The 18,649-nt window shown below is 74.2% G+C and carries 14 protein-coding genes and 1 pseudogene; 6 read left to right on the forward strand and 9 right to left on the reverse strand.

Going from position 1 to position 18,649, the window contains the following annotated elements:
* Window positions 1-56 precede the first annotated feature (56 nt).
* The 8 genes and pseudogenes from LGQ04_RS11255 to LGQ04_RS11290 all read right to left on the reverse strand — a co-directional run.
* Window positions 57-461 (reverse strand): annotated as a pseudogene (locus LGQ04_RS11255) (RidA family protein); the annotation flags it as partial.
* 41 nt (window positions 462-502) lie between these two features.
* On the reverse strand, window positions 503-1,864 hold the full coding sequence (locus LGQ04_RS11260) for an alanine racemase (RefSeq protein WP_229243796.1): 1,362 nt from the start codon (window positions 1,862-1,864) through the stop codon (window positions 503-505).
* A complete protein-coding gene (locus LGQ04_RS11265) occupies window positions 1,861-3,510 on the reverse strand; it encodes an N-acyl-D-amino-acid deacylase family protein (RefSeq protein WP_229243797.1) in 1,650 nt (549 codons plus the stop codon). Before LGQ04_RS11265 ends, LGQ04_RS11260 begins: the two co-directional genes overlap by 4 nt.
* A 39-nt stretch (window positions 3,511-3,549) precedes the next feature.
* Complete coding sequence (locus LGQ04_RS11270) at window positions 3,550-4,593, reverse strand: serine hydrolase domain-containing protein (protein WP_229243798.1); 1,044 nt, start codon at window positions 4,591-4,593, stop codon at window positions 3,550-3,552.
* Window positions 4,590-5,498, reverse strand: a complete 909-nt coding sequence (locus LGQ04_RS11275; RefSeq protein ID WP_229243799.1) for a carbohydrate ABC transporter permease — start codon at window positions 5,496-5,498, stop codon at window positions 4,590-4,592. Before LGQ04_RS11275 ends, LGQ04_RS11270 begins: the two co-directional genes overlap by 4 nt.
* Entirely contained in the window at window positions 5,495-6,442 is a 948-nt protein-coding gene (locus tag LGQ04_RS11280; RefSeq protein ID WP_229243800.1) for a carbohydrate ABC transporter permease, read from the reverse strand. The genes LGQ04_RS11275 and LGQ04_RS11280 overlap by 4 nt, the downstream gene beginning before the upstream one ends.
* A 77-nt stretch (window positions 6,443-6,519) precedes the next feature.
* Window positions 6,520-7,803, reverse strand: a complete 1,284-nt coding sequence (locus LGQ04_RS11285) for an ABC transporter substrate-binding protein (RefSeq protein ID WP_229243801.1) — start codon at window positions 7,801-7,803, stop codon at window positions 6,520-6,522.
* 27 nt (window positions 7,804-7,830) lie between these two features.
* A complete protein-coding gene (locus LGQ04_RS11290; RefSeq protein WP_229243802.1) occupies window positions 7,831-8,775 on the reverse strand; it encodes an N-acetylmuramic acid 6-phosphate etherase in 945 nt (314 codons plus the stop codon).
* 154 nt (window positions 8,776-8,929) lie between these two features.
* Here LGQ04_RS11290 and LGQ04_RS11295 point away from each other — a divergent pair, with 154 nt between their 5' ends.
* Window positions 8,930-10,105 carry an exo-beta-N-acetylmuramidase NamZ family protein gene (locus tag LGQ04_RS11295; RefSeq protein WP_229243803.1) on the forward strand — a complete coding sequence of 392 codons (1,176 nt, stop codon included), beginning with the start codon at window positions 8,930-8,932 and terminating at the stop codon, window positions 10,103-10,105.
* Window positions 10,106-10,133: 28 nt separating this feature from the next.
* Here LGQ04_RS11295 and LGQ04_RS11300 read toward each other — a convergent pair whose 3' ends face one another.
* Entirely contained in the window at window positions 10,134-11,831 is a 1,698-nt protein-coding gene (locus LGQ04_RS11300; RefSeq protein ID WP_229243804.1) for a beta-N-acetylhexosaminidase, read from the reverse strand.
* A 119-nt stretch (window positions 11,832-11,950) separates the two neighbouring features.
* Between LGQ04_RS11300 and LGQ04_RS11305 the strand changes: the two genes are divergently transcribed.
* The 5 genes from LGQ04_RS11305 to LGQ04_RS11325 all read left to right on the forward strand — a co-directional run bounded on the left by LGQ04_RS11305 (window position 11,951) and on the right by LGQ04_RS11325 (window position 18,569).
* Entirely contained in the window at window positions 11,951-12,982 is a 1,032-nt protein-coding gene (locus tag LGQ04_RS11305; protein ID WP_229243805.1) for a LacI family DNA-binding transcriptional regulator, read from the forward strand.
* Window positions 12,983-13,253: 271 nt separating this feature from the next.
* Window positions 13,254-14,915, forward strand: a complete 1,662-nt coding sequence (locus LGQ04_RS11310; protein WP_229243806.1) for a glycoside hydrolase family 13 protein — start codon at window positions 13,254-13,256, stop codon at window positions 14,913-14,915.
* Between the two features lie 84 nt (window positions 14,916-14,999).
* A complete protein-coding gene (locus tag LGQ04_RS11315) occupies window positions 15,000-16,406 on the forward strand; it encodes an ABC transporter substrate-binding protein (protein ID WP_229243807.1) in 1,407 nt (468 codons plus the stop codon).
* Between the two features lie 121 nt (window positions 16,407-16,527).
* Complete coding sequence (locus tag LGQ04_RS11320; RefSeq protein WP_229243808.1) at window positions 16,528-17,487, forward strand: carbohydrate ABC transporter permease; 960 nt, start codon at window positions 16,528-16,530, stop codon at window positions 17,485-17,487.
* Window positions 17,484-18,569: a carbohydrate ABC transporter permease gene (locus LGQ04_RS11325; protein ID WP_229243809.1), complete on the forward strand. Its 1,086-nt coding sequence runs from the start codon at window positions 17,484-17,486 to the stop codon at window positions 18,567-18,569. The genes LGQ04_RS11320 and LGQ04_RS11325 overlap by 4 nt, the downstream gene beginning before the upstream one ends.
* Window positions 18,570-18,649: the final 80 nt, after the last annotated feature.

Genomic DNA, 18,649 nt, shown 5'->3' on the forward strand with positions numbered 1-18,649 from the left:
CGTCGCCGCGGAGGGCCAAGGACGACGAATACCCCGCACTCAGCGGCGGACGGTCCGTCCGTGATGGCGAACGCGTCGATCTCGACGAGCATCTCCTCGCGGGGCAGGCCCGTGAAGACGGTCGTGCGGCTCGGCAGGACGCCCTTCGTCGTGTGCGCGGAGACGAACTCGCCGTAGGCGTCGTTCATGATCGGGAAGTCCTCGCGCTTCGTGAGGTAGACGCGCAGCATGACGACGTCGTCGAACGTCGCGCCCGCGGCCTCGACGATCGCCTTGACGTTCTCCAGCGTGCGGGTGGTCTGGGCGGCGACGTCGCCGGGGTACAGGTACTCGCTCGTGGCGGGGTCGACGGGGCCCTGGCCCGAGACCTGGACGAACGGGCCCTTGCGCACGCCCTGGTGGAACGTGTGCGCGGGCGCCGGGGCGTTCGGGGTCGAGACGGCGGTCTTGTCGGTGCTCATGGGGTCCTTCCGGATCGGTTTCTCGTGGTGCGTCAGGTGGGTCAGAAGTCGGTCGTGACGAGGTCCACGACCTCGTCGCCGCGCACGACGGCGGCGACGTGCCACCGGTCGAGCGTCGTGCAGGGGTGGGAGATGCCGAACCCGACGACGTCGCCCGGCCGGACCTGCGCCGTCGCCGGGGAGTCGGGGGAGGGGTCGAGCGTGAGGTAGAGGTGCTGGTCGTTGAGCGCGGTCACCTGCGCCCCGGCGAGCTCGCGCGGGGGCCGCAGCGCGCCGTCGTCCCCCAGGGTCCGCAGCGCGAGCGCGACGGGCAGGTCGATGTCGAACGACACGTCGCGCCGCCCGACGCCGCAGATCACCAGTCCCGGCTCCGGGACCGACAGCACCTGCCCCCAGACGGTCGCCGCGGCGTGCATGGGCGCACCGCCCGGCACCCGGTCCCACGGGTCCATGCGGGCGCAGAACCCGTGGTCGTGGGTGAGGTACGCGCCGGAGCGCACGACGACGCGCACCTGCGGGTCGACGTCGGCGCCGCCGGTCTCCTCGGGGGTCAGCGGCCCGGGGAGCTCGGCGAGCACCAGGTCGAGGAACGAGCTGCCGCCCGCGGAGAGCACGAGGGGCTCGCGGACCCCGGCGACCCCGGCGCGCACGAACGCGGCCCCGACGTGGCGCAGGTGGCGGCACCAGGCGGCGACGGTGTCGAGCTCGGCGGCGCTCGTGCCGCCCGCCGCCGACCCCTCGTAGCCGGCCGCGCCGAGCAGGCGCAGGCCCGACGCGTCGACCGCGCGCGCCAGGTCGAGCGCCTCGACCTCGGTGCGCACCCCCGTCCGCCCGCCCGGCACGCCGACCTCGACGAGGACGCCGAGACGGGACCGGACCTCGGCGGGCGCGTCCGCGAACGCGCGGACCACGAGGTCGACGCCGCGCGTCGAGTCGACGTACAGCCACGCCTCGAAGGACGCGGAGGACTCCAGCGCGCCGCGCAGCCACGCGAGCTCGCGCGGGTCCACGAGCTCGTTCGCGAGGAACACGCGCTCGGCGCCCCAGTCGTGCACCGTGCGGAGCTGGCCCGGGGTCGCGACCGTCGCACCCCAGGCGCCCGCCGCGACCTGACGCGCGTACAGGCCGCGCGACATCGCGGTCTTCACGTGGGGGGCGTGCTCCACGCCGCGCTCCGCGCACAGCCGCGCCATGAGGGACACGTTGTGGTCCAGGGCGTCGTCGTCGAGGGTGAGCAGCGGCCACGAGAACAGGTCGTCCGTGATCCGGGGGGCGCCGTCCGTGCGGTCGAGGACGTCGGCGACGGTCGCGGGGGCGTCGAGGCGCAGGCCCTTCGTCCGGGGCCCGACGACGTCGCCCGCCCACGCGCGCAGCTCGCCGGGCTCGGGGGTCGGGTCGGTCATGCGGTCCTCCTCGGGTCGGGGGCGGTCCGCGGCGCGGGGCGCAGCGGACGGCCCGGGGTCGCGTCGGTCAGCGCGCCGTCCGCGAGGACGCGCACGCCGGCGACGAGCACGTCGTCGATCCCCGACGCCGGGACGCGCGGGGACTCGTACGTCGCCTCGTCCTGCACGCGGTCGGGGTCGACGAGCACGACGTCGGCGACCGCGCCGGGAACCAGCGTCCCGCGGTCGGCGAGGCCGAAGCGGCGCGCGGGCGCGGTCGCGAGGTGCCGGACGGCGTCGTGCCACGTCCAGTCACCGAGCGTACGCACGTGCTCCGCGAGGAAGCGCGCGAAGGCGCCCCAGCCACGGGGGTGCGGGCGTCCGCCGCCGCCGACGGGCGCGTAGATCGCGTCGGAGCCGCCCATGTGCGCGCGGTGGCGCAGCAGCGCGCGCACCGACTCCCGCGAGTTGGTCGGCGGCTGGGCGAACACGCACGACGCGCGCAGGCGCGTCGCGACGAGCAGGCGGACCGCCGTGTCGGCGGGGGACAGGCCGAGGCGCGCCGCGACGTCGGGCAGCGTCCTGCCCTCCGTCCACGCCAGGTCCTCCCCGGGCGCGCCGTCCGGGCCCCCGGTGGGGGCCGCGGCCATGGTGACGCGCGGCCACAGGTCGGTGAGCGCGGGGAAGTGCTCGCGGTGCAGCCGGTCGAGCACGGCCGGGTCGCGCAGGGCGGCCAGCGTGGCGTCGGGGTCGGCGATCGGCAGCCACGTCGGCAGGGACACCATCGACAGGATCGAGCAGCCGCGCAGGTAGGGGTAGGAGTCGAACGACACGTCGAGGCCCGCGGCGAGGGCGTCGTCGACGTACCCGAGGAGCTCCGCGGTAGGCCCGTGGTAGTGCGAGACGTGCGTCGCGACGCCCGACGCGCGCGCGACGCGCACGAGCTCGGCGAACGCCGGCCCGGCCTTCTCCTCGTAGCCGCGCATGTGCGACACGTGCGGCAGCCCCCGGGCCGCGACCACGCGCGCGAGCGCGACGAGCTCCGCCTCGTCCGCGTAGGCCGCGGGCACGTACTCCAGCCCCGTCGACATCCCCAGCGCGCCGTCGTCGAGCGCGGCGGCCAGCACCGTCGCCATCGCGTCGACCTCCGTGGGCGTCGCGGCGCGCGCCTGCGGGCCCAGCACCGCGTACCGGATCGTGCCGTGCGGCGCGAGGTGCCCGACGTTGACGCGCGTCGTGCCGTCGTACGTCGCGAGCAGGTCCGCGACCGACCCGCCGCGGAACGCCGGGTGCTCGCCGTTGATCGCCGCGAAGTACGCGCTCGCCCACCGGTACGCGTCGTGCGGCGCGTCGGCCGGGGACGGCGCGAACGACACCCCGTCCTGGCCCACCACGACCCCCGTGACGCCCTGGCGCAGCATCGCGAGCTGCACCTCGTCGTCGAGCACCGCCGCCTCGCCGTGCACGTGCGCGTCCACGAACCCCGGCAGGGCGAGACGACCGCCCGCGTCCAGCACCCGCACGCCGGCCGGGACCGCGGCACCCGACGGACCGACCGCCGCCACCCGGCCCCCGACCACCTGCACGTCCTGCGGCGGCGAGAACCCGCCGTCGGGCAGGGGGACGCGGGCCCCGCGGATCAGCAGCGGTGCGGAGGTCGAGGACAACGGGTGCTCCAGGTCGCCGCGCCCGCAGCGCGGCCGCGATTAGTTCGGACTCTTGCCTGAGCTCGATCGTACCCGTCGGGTCGCGTCCGACCCGTCCCCGGCGGGGCCGGCGGCGAGCGCCGCGACCCGGCGTCGGCGGTCGTCCACGTCGGTGCCGTCCCGACCCCCGTGGACCCGGTCCGTCAGGAGGACGCCGCAGCCGCCGGAGCGCAGGTCGACGACGAACGACGTGCCCGTGAACCCCGTGTGCCCGACCTGGTCGTCGTGGACGCACGAGCGCGGGTCGCCCCGCCGCAGGCCCACCGCCTGCCCGTAGCCCGCCCCGGCCGCACGGGCGACGGGGTCGGGCTCGACGAGCTCGCGCCACCGGTCGCGGGAGAGCACCTGGCGCCCCTCGACGGCGCCCTCGCGCGCCACGAGGAGGGCGAGGCGGGCGACGTCGTCGACCGTCCCGAAGAGCCCGGCGTTGCCGACGGGTCGCGCGAGCGCGGCGGCGAGCTCGTCGTGCACCCGTCCGGTCGGGGTGCCCGGCTCGGTGGGGACGGCGTCGTCCGAGGGCAGCGGGGCCCACCGGACGGCGGTGCCCAGCGGACCGGCGACGCGTCCGGCGACGAGCCGGTCGAGCGGCGTGCCGGTGACCTCCTCCAGGAGCAGCCCGGCGACGACGAACCCGAGGCAGGAGTAGCGGTGGACGGTACCGGGCGCCTCCACGGGGGCGGTGCCCAGGACGTCGTCGAGCACGGAGGAGGGGGTCGTGGCGGTGCGCCAGGCGTCGGAGACGGCGCGCAGCCCGGCCGTGTGGGTGAGCAGGTGGCGCGCCGTCACGTCGCCGCGCACGGCCGCGACGTCGAGGTGCTCGCGCACGGGGGCGTCGAGGTCGAGCAGACCCTCGTCCACCACCGTGAGCGCGGTCACCGCGACGAACGCCTTGGTGAGCGACGCGAGGTCGAACCGGCGCGACGACGCCCGCACCTCCTCGCACCGCGTGGTCCCGTCCGCGGCACGCACCCAGGCGGACGCCGCGGACCACCCCTCCCCGGCCGGGGCGGACCGCGGCAGGAGAGGGGCGGCGTCGGACGTCACTTGCTCATGCCGGCCGTCAGGCCGGAGATGATCTGGCGCGTCGCGACGAGGAACACGAGGACGAGCGGGAGGGTCGCGATCGTCAGCCCGGCGAAGAGCTGCGGCCAGTCCGTCGAGTACTCCCCGAAGAACCGCGTGAGCCCCACGGGGAGGGTGTAGCTGTCGCGGTCGCGCATGAGGATGAGCGGGTAGAAGAAGTCGTTCCACACCGGCACGAAGCGGAACACGACCACGGTCGCCAGCGCCGGCTTGACGAGCGGGAGCATGACCGACCAGAACGCGCGGAACGGGCCCGCGCCGTCGAGCCGCGCGGCCTCCTCCAGCTCGACGGGCAGCTGCCGGAAGAAGACGGCGAGCACGAACGTCGAGAACGGGATGCCGAGCGCCGTGTAGACGAGCACGAGGCTCGCGATGTTCGACGTCATGTGCAGCTGGTCGAGCATGAAGAACAGCGGCAGCACGGCGAGGTGCACGGGCAGCATGAGCCCGGCGAGGAACACGGACTCGACGGACCGCAGCCCCTTCACGCGCGTGCGGGCGAACGCGTACGCCGCGAGGAGGGACACGAAGGTCGACAGCGCGACCGAGGTCACGGTGACGACGATCGAGTTGACGAAGTACGTCTCGAACGACGCCGTGACCCACGCCTCCTGGAACGACGTGAAGGACACGGGGACGGGCAGGCCGAGCGGCTCGGTCGCGATCTGCTGCTGGGTGCGCAGCGAGTTGTTCACCATGAGCAGCAGCGGGCCGATGGCGACGGCCGCGTAGCCCCAGAGGAACACGTTGATCAGCAGGCGGGGGAGCCAGTGCCCGCCCTGGCGGGCGGTGCGGGTCCGCCGCGCGGGGCCGGTCGGGACGGGGGAGGTCTCGCGGGCCGGTGCCGCGGTGTCGAGTGCCGTCATGAGAGCCTCCGCTCGGCACGGCGCATCACGCGGGTGATCCCCACCGAGATGCCGAGGATGAACAGGAACAGGACGGTCGCGAGCGCCGACGAGACCCCGATCGAGTTGGGGTTCCCGGACTCGAACGCGGTCCGGTAGAAGAGCAGCATCATGACGTCGGTGGACCCGGCGGGGCTGCCGCTCGACCCGCCGAGCGCGAACGGGATGGCCATCGACTCCATGGCGCCGATGAACGTCAGCACGGTGACGATGCCGATCGACGGGACCAGGAGCGGCAGGGTGATGTGCCGCACGCGCGAGAACCCGGTCGCGCCGTCGAGCGCGGCGGCCTCGTCGAGCTCGGCGGGGATGCCGCCGATCGCCGCGCCGTACAGGAGGATCGGGAAGCCGAGCCACTGCCACGCGGTCACGAGCACCACGACCCACAGCGCGAGGTCGGGGTCGCCCAACCACGGCAGGGCCAGGCTCTCCAGGCCGACGCCGCGCAGGATCGCGTTCACCGGGCCGAACAGCGGCGAGAGCATGAGCGACCACAGGTAGCCGATGACCATCGGGCTGACGAGGTACGGCAGCGCGTACAGCGTCTGGAACAGGCGCTTGGTGCGCCCGCGGCGGTGCAGGAGCAGCGCGATGCCGAGGCCGAGCGAGTTCTGGAAGACGAACGCGCCGACGAACAGCAGGAGGTTGTGCGAGAACCCGCGCCACAGCTCCGACGCGTAGGGCTCGGTCGTGAGGAGCGTGACGTAGTTCTGCACGCCCGCGAACTCCCCGCGGGCGGTGCCCTGCCACCCGAAGAACGAGTAGCTGAGGGCCGCGCCCATCGGGTAGAGGATGAGCACCGCGAAGAGCACGGCCGCGGGGGCGATGAAGGCGAGCGACGGGGCGAGGCCGAGCTGGATGCCGGTGTTGCTCGCGGTGCGTCGTCGGCGAGGGCTGGGGACCATGACGGCCATCTCGGCTCCCTCCGGGTCGGGGCGCCGGGCGGCCCGCGGGCCGCCCGGCGCGAGGTGAGAGGTCCGGCTCAGGAGCCGGGCGTGAACCAGGTGGAGACGCCGTCCTGGAGGTCGGAGCCGAGCTGCTCGGGCGTCTTCTGGCCGAGCCACATGGCCTGGATGTCCGGGCCGAGCACCGCGGTGCCCGTCGGGTCGCCGTAGCGGAAGTCGACGAGGAGCAGGTAGGGGACGGGGTTCGCGGCGTACGCGTCGTTCATCTCCTGCATGAGCTCGTCCTCGTACGTCACGCCCTCCAGGGGCGAGAACTGCAGGACCTCGTCGGCGACGAGCTGGCCGAACTCGGGCGTCGTCATCCAGCTGAGCAGCTCGGCGGCCTCCTCCGGGTGCTCGCTCGCGGCGTTGATGCCGAAGCTGCCGTCGGCGTACGACGGCGTCACGGCCTCCTCGACCGGCGAGCCGGGTGCCGGGGGCACCTGGTAGACGCCGAGCTCGAGGTCGGGCGCGGTCTCGCGGAAGGTCTTGAGGTCGAACGACCCGCCCGGCCACTGGGCGGCCTGCCCGGACGTGAACTGGAGGGTCGCGTCCGCGACGGCGACGGCGTTGACGTCCTTGTCGAGGTACTTCTTCATGTCCTCGACGATCTGGAGCGACGCGACGTAGTCGGCGTCGGTGAAGTCCTTGCTGCCGTCCTGCACGGCGGCGGCGAAGTCGGAGCCGCCGTAGCGCGCCGCGCCCACGAGGTCGTGGAACATCGGCAGCACCCAGTCCTCGCGGGCACCGAGCGCCATCGGCGTGATGTCGGCGGCGAGCAGCGTCTCCTGGACCTCGACGAACTCGTCCCACGTGGTGGGCTCGGAGAGGCCGAGCTCCTCGAACACCGCCGTGTCGTAGTACATCGTCATGGTCTGGTAGGCGAACGGGACGCCGTACGTCTTGCCGTCGGCCTTGCCCTGGGCGGCCTGGAGGATCGTCGGCTCGAACTGGTCGAGACCGTCCACCGTGTCGTCGATCGGCACGAGCTGGCCGGCGTCGATCGCGGCCTGCGCGCCGCCGTAGGCGCGGAGCATCGCGAGGTCGGGGCCGTCGCGCCCGGCCAGGCCGGTCGACAGGATCTGGTTGTACTCGGTCGGCTGGAAGCCCTCGAACTCGACGGTGACGCCCGGGTGCGCCTCCTCGTAGACGTCGAAGATCCGCTGCCAGTCGCCGGAGTTCTGCGCCTGCCACGACCAGATCGTCAGGGTGACGTCCCCGTCGTCGCCGCCGGTGGATCCGGCGTCGCCTCCGGGCGCGCACGCCGCGACGGCGAACGCCGTGGCGAGGGTCGCGGCGGCCAGGGGGAGGTGCTTTCTCATGGGTCGTCCTTTCGGGAGGGGCACGGGTCAGGCGCGTCGCGTCGTCGCGTCGGCCGGGTGCGGGTGGGGGGTCGGTGCGGCGGGCACGAGCGCGGCGCGCACGTGCTGGTCGGTGCTCAGGAGGCGGGCACGCGCCTCGGCGGGGTCGCACCCGGTGAGGGTGGCGACGAGCGCGGTCTTGAGGTCGCCGTCGGCGGAGCGCAGCGCCTCGGCGGCGGCGGCGTCGTCGAGCCCGGTGAGCGCGGTGAGGATGCGTGCCGAGCGGCGGCGCAGCTTCTCGTTGGTCGCGACGAGCGCGACCATGAGGTTGTCGTACACGCGGCCGCGGCGGACCATGAGGGCCGTCGAGAAGCCGTTGAGGACGAGCTTCGCGGCCGTCCCGGCCTTGAGCCGCGTCGAGCCGGCGAGGACCTCGGGCCCCGTGTCGGGCGCGACGACGACGTCGGCGAGCGCGGCGAGCGGAGCGTCGGGTGCGCTGGTGACGAGGCCCGTGACGGCCCCGGCGCGGCGCGCGGCGACGAGCGCCCCGCGGACGTAGGGCGTCCCCCCGGACGCGGCGATGCCGACGGCCACGTCGTCCGCGGTGACGTCGGCGGCGTCGCGCGCGCCCTCGGCCTCGCTGTCCTCCGCGCCCTCGACGGCGTCGCGGACGGCGCGCGGCCCGCCGGCGATGCGCGCCTCGACCCGGCCGGGCTCCAGCGCGAAGGTCGGGACGAGCTCGGCGGCGTCGAGCACCGCGAGCCGGCCCGACGTGCCGGCGCCGAAGTACACGACCTTCCCGCCGCGGTCGAGCGCGTCGACCGCGAGGTCGACGAGCCGGGCGAGGGCGGGGAGGGTGGGGCGGACCGCGGCGGCGACCTCGGCGTCCGCGTCGTTGAGCGTCTGCAGGATGTCGAGGGTGGTTCGCGTGTCGAGCCCCGAGGATCGGGGGTTCCTGCTCTCCGTACGGGGGAGCGGCGCGGGAGGCTGCACTGGTTCTCCGGGGGTCGGGTCGTCGGCGACGTCGATGCTGACAAATTTCTACACGTACCGCTACGGTTAAGGCAAACTTTTACACGTCGGTAACAGCGAGGTGCCGCGCACGCGTCCTCGCCCCGCCGCCCGAGGACGAGGAGCGCCCACCCCCATGAGATTCGGCATCGACCGCCTGGTCGCCGGTACCGCGACCGAGGCCGACGACCTCCTCCGGCACGGCCGGCTCGGCCTGCTCACGCACGACCTCGCGACGACCGTCGACCTCGAGGTCTCGCGCGTCGCGCTCCGCCGCGCCGGCGTACCCGTCGTGCGCTACCTCAGCCCCGAGCACGGCCTCAGCGGGCGAGCCCGCGAGGGCGAGCACGTCGCGACCGGCGTCGAGCCCGCGAGCGGTCTGCCCGTCGTCAGCCTCTACGGCGACCACGTGCGCCCCGACGCCGACGACCTCCACGGCCTCGACGCCGTCGTCGTCGACCTGCAGGACGTCGGCGCGCGCTTCTACACCTACGTGTGGACCCTCAGCCACGTCCTCGAGGCCTGCGCCGAGCACGGCGTCGCGGTCGTCGTGCTCGACCGCCCCAACCCGCTCGGCGGGCGGGCGGCCGACGTCGAGGGTCCCGTCCTCGACGAGGCCTGCCACTCGCTCGTCGGCCGCTGGGCCATGCCCCTGCGGCACGGCCTGACCATCGGCGAGCTCGCCCGGCACTGGGTGCGCACGCGGGGCATCGACGTCGACCTGCGCGTCGTCGCCGCCGATGGCTGGACCCGCGACGTCGTCGCCGCCGGCGACCCCACCTGGCCGTGGGTGCCGCCCTCACCGAACATGCCCAGCACCACGACCGCGCTCCTCTACCCCGGCACGTGCCTCGCCGAGGGGGTCAACCTCGCCGAGGGACGCAGCACCGCGGTGCCGTTCCGCGTCGTCGGGGCGCCGTGGCTCGACGGCGCGGCGCTCGCCGACGCCGTGAACGGCGCCGGCCTGCCCGGCGTGCGCGCCGTCCCGTACGGCTTCACGCCGCTCGTGCGCGACTGGGCCGGCGAGGCGTGCGAGGGCGTCCTGCTCCACGTCACCGACGTCGACGCCGTCCGGCCCGTGCGCACCGGGCTCGCGCTCCTGCGTGCCGTCGACCACGTCGCACCAGGTCGCCTCGCCGAGACCCCGCAGCGCGGCCTGCAGCCCGGCGAGTCCGACGCGACGCCCCTCGAACGGCTCCTCGGCCGCCGGGACGCCCTCGCCCGCGTGCTCGCGGGCGAGTGGGACGCGCCCGGCGCGCTCGACGTCCCGGGGTGGCAGGACGCGACGGCCGACGACCTGCTCTACGGCTGAGCCGACCCGCCCCCCCGGGCGGGACGGGTCACGGCTGGGCGTCGTGGTCCCCGCCCTCGACCCAGCCGCCCACGCCCCGCAGGCCCCCCGCGGCGAGCTCCGCCGCGAGGTCGCGCGGCCAGCCCTGCACGCCGGGTCGCGTCTGCCACGGATGCGGCCCGGCGAGGGGGCGGTACTCCACCCCGTACGCGTCCAGGCGCGGCAGGTGGTGGGCGACGAGGCGCTCGCGGAACGCCCGCGAGGCGTCCGAGCCGACGGCGCGGTCGGCCTCCGGGGACCACATCACCTCGGCGAACGCGGCGAGGCGGGGGAACGCGGTGAAGTCGACGCGGCGCACCGAGTCGAGGTGCTCGCTCCACACCTCCGCCTGGCCGCCGAGGAGCGAGCCTCCGCCGGGCGCCGGCGTCAGCTCCGCGGGCAGCGGCTCGAACGCGTAGACGTCCTCGAGCGTGCGGTGGAAGCCCACCGGGACGGGCTCGTCCGGGCCGTCGCCCTCGCGGTGGTCGAGGTAGACGACCTGCTCGGGCGCCATGACGACGTCGTGACCCGCGGCCAGGGCGTCCGCGCCGACAGCCCAGCCGCGCCACGACGTCACGACCGCGTCGCGCGGGAGCGCCGGGCCGAACGCCTCGTCCCACACGACGGCGCGCCGGCCGCGCGACGCGACGTGCTCCGCGAGGCGTGCGAGGAACCAGCCGTGCAGGTCCGCGACGTCGTCGAGGCCGAGCTCGGCCGCGCGCGCCACGATCTGCGGGCTCTCGCGCCACAGGGTCGTCGGCACCTCGTCGCCGCCGAGCGCGACGAACGGCGCGTCGAAGACGTCGAGCACCTCGTCGAGCACGCCGCGGAAGAACTCCAGGGACTCCTCGGACGGGTCGAGCACCTCGGTGCTCACGCCCCACGTGGTGCGGACCTCGTGCGGCCGCTTGCGCGTCCCGAGGTGCGGGTAGGCGGCGACGGCCGCCTCGACGTGCCCCGGCGCGTCGATCTCGGGCACGACGGTGACGCCGCGCTCGCGCGCGTAGGCGACGATCTCCCGCAGGTCGTCCTGGGTGTAGAAGCCGCCGTGCGGGCGGCCGTCGAACACGCCGGCGCGCCACGTCCCGACGCTGGACTCGCGCCGCCACGCACCGACCTCCGTGAGGCGGGGGTAGCGCAGGACCTCCATGCGCCAGCCCTGGTCGTCGGTGAGGTGGAGCTGGAGCACGTTGAGCTTGTGCATCGCCGCGAGGTCGACGAACCGCAGCACGTCGGCCTTGGGGAGGAAGTGGCGGGCCACGTCGAGCAGGACGCCGCGCCACCCGAAGCGCGGGTGGTCGGTGATCTCGACGTGCGGCAGCTCCACGACGGCGGCCCCCGCGCCCGGCCCGGCAGGCGCGCGACGGAACGCCGCCGGGCCCGCGAGCTGGCGCAGCGTCTGCGCGGCGGCGTGGGCACCGGCCAGGTCGGCGGCGCCGACACGCACCCCCGCCGCGTCCACGGCGAGCCGGTAGCCGGACGGGGGGAGCGCGGCGTCGACCAGGAACTCGACCGTCGCGCCGGGCGCCTCCGCGGGGGAGAGGTCGATCCCGAAGGCGTCCTCGGTCACGCGGCGCCACCAGCGCGCGGCGGGGCGCAGCTCCGGCGCGGTCCGCAGGGTCGCTCGGTCGGGGAGACGCGTCGTGCCCGGGGCGGCGGCTGCCTCGACGGGCGCCGGGACCAGACCGGGAGGGTTGTGGGAGGACACCGAACGACCCTAGCGCCGGTGCCGGACGGGCACCGAACCCGTTCACGCGCCGACGCAAGCCGTCGTCGGGACGCGGGCGCTCACGCAAGCCGTTTGCGTCGCGGCGTATAGTCGAGCGCATGTCGAGACGGCTCGCCGAGGTTGCCCAGAAGGTCGGAGTCAGCGAGGCCACCGTGAGCCGCGTGCTCAACGGGAAGCCGGGGGTCTCGCAGGCCACGCGGGACGCGGTGCTCACCGCGCTCGACGTGCTGGGGTACGAGCGGCCGACGAAGCTGCGCGGGGAGCGCGGCCGGCTCGTGGGGCTCGTGCTGCCGGAGCTCGTCAACCCGATCTTCCCCGCGTTCGCCGAGGTGATCGGCGGGGCGCTGGCGCAGCAGGGCTTCACGCCGGTGCTGTGCACGCGCACGGCGGGCGGGGTGACGGAGTCGGAGTACATCGACCTCCTGCTCGGGCAGCAGGTGTCCGGCGTGATCTTCGCGGGCGGCTTCTACGCGGAGCGTCGCGCGGACCACGCGCACTTCCGCCGCCTGGAGCAGCTCGGCCTGCCGGTGGTGCTCATGAACGCGTCGATCGAGGACCTCGACTTCCCGCGCGTGTCGTGCGACGACCTCGTCGCGATGAACCAGGCCCTGGGCCACGTGCTGTCCCTGGGGCACGAGCGTGTGGGCCTGCTGCTCGGGCCCGCGGACCACGTCCCGTCGGAGCGCAAGCTCGCGGCGGCGCACGCGTTCGCCGAGCGCAACGGCGTACGGCTCGACCCGGCGCTCGTCGCGCACAGCCAGTACTCGCTGGAGAGCGGCCAGGCCGCGGCGAACCGGCTGCTCGAGGCCGGTGCGACGGCGCTCGTGTGCGCGAGCGACCCGCTCGCCCTCGGTGCCGTGCGGGCCGTGCGCCGCGCCGGTCGCGAGGTGCCGACCGACGTGTCCGTCGTCGGGTACGACGACTCCAACCTCATGAACTCGACGGACCCCGCGCTGACGACCGTGCGCCAGCCGATCGAGCCGATGGGTCGTGCCGCGGTGGACCTGCTGGCGAGCATGATCGCCGGCGCCGACGTGTCGCGCGACGAGCTGCTGTTCGAGCCCGAGCTCGTGGTGCGCAGCTCGACCGCCGCGGCCCCGTCGACCGGCCGGGACGTTCCCGCCCGCTGATCTTCCTCGTCCTCCACCTCTCCACACCCCGTCCACCTCGTCGCGACCCGCGCCTCCGGCGCGGGTCGTCGTCGTCTCCCCACGCGGACCCCTGCTCGGCGACGGCGTGCCCTCGTGGGGCGACCGCCGGGACGTGTCGCGCTGTGATCGCATTTCGATAACGCTGCTGTCGGGTTCTTGCGCTCACCCTGTCGTCTAGTTACTGTCACTCGTGACACACCCGACGTTCCCGCGGAGATGCGGCGAGCGGAACCACGAGGAAGAGGTCCCGGTGGACGACGCTCGGCCCGACGCGCACTGGTGGCGCAGCGCGGTGATCTACCAGGTGTACGTGCGCAGCTTCGCGGACGGCGACGGCGACGGCACGGGCGACCTCGCGGGCGTGCGCTCCCGCCTGCCCTACCTGCGCGACCTCGGCGTCGACGCGATCTGGTTCACCCCCTGGTACGTCTCGCCCCTCGCCGACGGCGGGTACGACGTCGCGGACTACCGGGCGATCGACCCCCAGTTCGGCACGCTCGCCGAGGCGGAGGCGCTCATCGCCGAGGCTCGCGCCCTCGGGATCCGCACGATCGTCGACGTCGTCCCCAACCACGTGTCGTCCGACCACGCCTGGTTCCGGGCCGCGCTCGCCGCCGGCCCGGGCTCGCCCGAGCGCGAGCGCTTCTGGTTCCACCCCGGCAAGGGGGAGGACGGGTCGCAGATCCCGACGCACTGGGTCTCGGAGTTCCAGGGCTCCACCTGGACCCGCACGACGAACCCCGACGGGACGCCCGGCGAGTGGTACCTGCACGTGTTCGCGCCCGAGCAGCCCGACCTCAACTGGAACCACCCCGACGTGCGCCGCGAGCACGAGGAGATCCTGCGGTTCTGGTTCGACCGCGGCGCCGCCGGCATCCGCATCGACTCGGCGGCGCAGCTCGTCAAGGACCCCACGCTGCCCGACGTCGTCCCCGCGCACCCGGGCCCCGGCGAGCACCCGCACGTCGACCGCGACGAGCTGCACGACGTCTACCGGGCCTGGCGCGCCGTCGCCGACTCGTACGCCGAGCCGCGCGTCCTCGTCGGCGAGGTGTGGCTCGCGGACCGCGCACGCTTCGCGAAGTACCTGCGCCCCGACGAGATGCACACCGCGTTCAACTTCGACTTCATGGCGCGCCCCTGGGACGCGAAGGCCCTGCGCGAGTCGATCCAGACCACGCTCGACGCCCACGCGCCCGTCGGCGCCCCCGCGACGTGGGTGCTGTCCAACCACGACGTCACCCGGCCGGTCACGCGCTACGGGCGCGAGGACAGCTCGTTCGCGTTCCTCGCCAAGCGGTTCGGCACGCCGACGGACCTGGCGACCGGGCGTCGTCGGGCACGGGCGGCCGCGCTGCTCGCGGCCGCGCTGCCGGGGTCGTTGTACGTGTACCAGGGCGACGAGCTCGGCCTGCCCGAGGTCGAGGACCTGCCCCGGGACGCGATCCAGGACCCCATGCACTTCCGCTCGGGCGGCGTCGACCCCGGCCGCGACGGCTGCCGCGTGCCGCTGCCCTGGACGCGCGGCGGCACGACGTTCGGGTTCGGTCCCGACGGCGGCGCCGCGCCCTGGCTGCCCCAGCCCGCCGGCTGGGGTGCGGCCTCGGTCGAGGCCCAGGAGCACGACGACGCGTCGATGCTCACCCTGTACCGCCGCGTGCTCGCGACCCGCCGGTCCGAGCCCGCGCTGCACGGCGGGACGTTCCGCTGGCTCGACTCCCTCGACGGGGTCGCGCTCGGCGACGACGTGCTCGCCTTCACGCGGGGCGACGTCGCGTGCGTCGTCAACCTCGGTCCGGAGGACGTGCCGCTGCCCGGCGCCGCGACCGTCCTCCTCTCCAGCGAGCCCCGTGGGGGCGACGACGCCCCCGCCCGGCTGGCGGCCGACACCGCGGTCTGGCTCCGGACCTGAGCCCGACCGTCCCAGCCCTCACCCAGCACTCACCCAGCACCACGCACCCAGCACACCCACGCAGCACCGGACACAGGAGTGACGATGAAGTCCACACGTCAGGCGATCGCCCTCACCCTCGCGGGGGCGCTCGCGATCAGCACGCTCGCGGCGTGCTCGAGCAACGGCTCGGGCGACGGCGACGAGGACGGCGGCAGCAGCACCGGCGCCGACGGGAAGGTCACCCTCACGGTGGTCTCCCTCCTCCCGGGCTCCGAGCAGGAGGCGATCGACGCGTTCAACGCGCAGGTCGAGGAGTTCGAGGCAGCCAACCCGGACATCGACGTGGTGCCGGAGGAGTACGAGTGGAAGGCGACGACGTTCGCCGCCCAGCTCGCCGGCGGCACCCTGCCCGACGTCTTCGAGATCCCGTTCACGGACGCGAAGACCCTCGTCGAGAACGGGCAGCTCGCCGACCTCGACGCCCAGTTCCGCGAGCTCGAGTACGCCGACAGCTTCAACCCGGCGATCATCGAGGCCGGCACGGGCTCCGACGGGCACGTGTACGCGATCCCGGCGAAGAACGTCTACGGCGTGGGCCTGCACTACAACCGCGACCTCTTCGAGTCGGCCGGCCTCGACCCGGACGACCCGCCGACCACGTGGGACGAGGTCCGCGAGGACGCGAAGGCCATCGCCGACGCCAACCCGGGCGTCGCCGGGTACATGCAGATGTCGCAGAACAACACGGGCGGCTGGCAGCTCACCGTCAACACGTTCGCGCGCGGCGGCCGCACCCAGGAGGTCGCCGACGACGGCGCCGCCACCTCCACCCTGACGAACGACGGCACGAAGGCCGCGCTGGAGTGGCTGCAGGACATGCGGTGGGAGGACAACTCCCTCGGCAGCAACTTCCTGCTCGACTGGGGCACGATGAACCAGGCGTTCGCCGCCGGGCAGGTCGCGATGTACACGTCGGGCTCCGACGTCTACACGGCGCTCGTGCAGACCAACGCGATCGACCCCGACATGTACGGGCTCGCCGCGCTCCCGCTCGAGGGCGACGACGCGGGCGTCCTCACGGGCGGCACGCTCGCCGCGATGCCCGCCTCCGTCGACGACGCGAAGAAGGCGGCCGCGATCAAGTGGATCGACTTCTTCTACCTCGCCAAGCTCGTCGACGAGGACCGTGCCGTCGCCGACGCCGAGACGCTCGTCGCCAACGACCAGCCCGTCGGCACGCCCGTCCTGCCGATGTTCTCCCAGGAGCAGTACGAGCAGAACCAGGAGTGGATCGCCGACTACGTCAACGTGCCGCTCGACCACATGACGAGCTACACGGACTCGATGTTCGACCTGCCGCTCGTCGGCGAGCCGTCGCAGAAGACGCAGGAGATCTACGCCCTGCTCGACCCCGTGGTCCAGGCGGTCCTCACGGACGAGAACGCCGACGTGGACGCGCTCCTCGAGGACGCGAACGCGCAGGCCCAGGCCCTGCTCGACCAGGGCTGACGACCCGGCCCGGCCGGCGGCGCCCCCTGCCGGCCGGGCCGTCCCCTCGCCGTGGGGGTGCCCGACGACGGGACGCACCTCCCGTCGTCGGGCACCCCCACCGCACCCCGAAGGACGTCTCGTGACCGCCACCTCCGCACCGCCGGGACCCGCGCACGCGCGCACCCCCGACCCGGCCCCGCGCCGTCGCTCGCCGGGCACGTGGGTCCGCGGCGGCGGGCTCAGCACGCTCGTGTTCCTCCTGCCGCTCCTCGTGATCTTCGGGCTCTTCTCGTGGTTCCCGATCGTGCGCGCGGTGATCATGAGCGTCCAGGAGACCAACCTGGTGAGCGAGCCGACGTTCGTCGGCCTCGACAACTTCCGCCAGGTGCTCGCCGACCCGATCCTGTGGAAGGCCGTGAAGAACACGCTGTACTTCGCGTTCCTCGCCCTGCTGTTCGGGTACCCGATCCCGCTCGTCGCCGCCGTCCTCATGCGGGAGGTGCGGCGCGGCAAGGGGCTGTACTCCGCGCTCGCGTACCTGCCGGTCGTCGTGCCGCCCGTCGTCGCGGTGCTGCTGTGGAAGTTCTTCTACAACGCGAGCCCCACGGGCGTGTTCAACACGATCCTCGGCTGGGTGGGCCTCGGGCCCTACCCCTGGCTCCAGGACGCGTCGTGGGCGATGCCGTCGCTCGTGCTCGCGGCCACGTGGGCCGGGGCGGGCGGGACGATCATCATCTACCTCGCCGCGCTGACGAGCGTGCCCCCCGAGCTGTACGACGCCTCGGAGGTCGACGGCGCCGGGCTGTGGCGCAAGATCTGGCACGTCACCCTGCCGCAGCTGCGCGGCGTCCTGTTCATCACCCTCATCCTGCAGGTCATCGGCACCGCGCAGGTGTTCCTCGAGCCCTACCTGTTCACCGGCGGCGGGCCCAACAACGCCACCGTCACGGTGCTGCTGCTCATCTACCGCTACGCGTTCCAGAACAGCCTCGGCGGCGACTACGGCGCCGCGACCGCGCTGTCGCTCATGCTCGCCGCCGTCCTCGCCGTCTTCTCGCTGATCTACTTCCGGCTCACCCGGTCCTGGAGCACGACATGACCCTCTCGCCCACCGACAACCCGAGCGAGATCGGCGTCGTCGCCGCCGACGCCGCGGACTCCGCCGGTGCCACGGCCACCGGCGCGGGGCCCGACGCCGCACGGCCCGCCCGCCGCGGACGACCCGGCCGGGGCGGAGCCGGCGGTGGACCCGGCGGTGGGCCCGGCGGCGGTCGCGGGCGCCGGGACCGGCGCCGCGGGCGCGATGCGGACCGGGGTGCGCTCTCCGAGGCCGACTGGCGCCGCCCCGGCGTCCGCTGGGGTATGGGGTCGACCCACGTCCTGCTCCTCGTCGTGCTCGTCGTCGCCGGCCTCGGCCCGATGCTGCTCCTCGCGAAGTTCGCCGTCACCCCGACGCAGGACATCCTGCGCACCCCCATGGCCGTCTTCCCGAACGGCATCGCGTGGGACAACCTCGACCAGGCGTGGAACGACGTCCAGATCAGCCGGTACTTCCTCAACACGATCTGGCTCGCGCTCGGGTCGTGGTGCGCGCAGATCGTCGTCGCGACCACCGGCGGGTACGCGCTGTCCGTCCTGCGTCCCCGGTACGGCAAGGTCGTGCAGGCGCTCGTGCTGTCCACCATGTTCGTCCCGGCGGTCGTGCTGCTCGTCCCGCTCTACCTGACGATCCTCGACCCGCCGCTCCTCGGCCGCTCGCTCGTCGACAGCTTCTGGGCGGTGTGGCTCCCCGCGGGCGCGAGCGCCTTCAACGTGCTGCTCGTGCAGCGCTTCTTCGACAGCCTCCCGCGCGAGGTGTTCGAGGCCGCGCGCGTCGACGGCGCCGGCCCGTACCGGCTCTTCTGGTCCGTCGTGCTGCCCATGTCGAAGCCGATCCTCGGCGTCGTCTCCGTGTTCGCGGTCATCGCGGCGTGGAAGGACTTCCTCTGGCCGCTGCTCGTGCTCAAGGACCCGGCGATCCAGCCGCTGTCCGTGCGCCTGCCGTCGATCGAGGCCACCACCGACCTCGGGGTGTTCCTCGCGTCGCTCGCGATCTCCACGATCATCCCCGTCGCGCTGTTCCTCGTCTTCCAGCGCCTGTTCCTGCAGGGCGCCGGGCTCGGCGGCGCGGTCAAGGGCTGAGTGCGCGCCGCCCCCTGCTGGCTGGGTCGCGCCTACGCGTGTGCCGGGCGCGGACCCTCGGGACGTCCCGAGGGTCCGCG

This window comes from Cellulosimicrobium marinum, assembly GCF_020551945.1.
Taxonomy (GTDB): domain Bacteria; phylum Actinomycetota; class Actinomycetes; order Actinomycetales; family Cellulomonadaceae; genus Cellulosimicrobium; species Cellulosimicrobium marinum.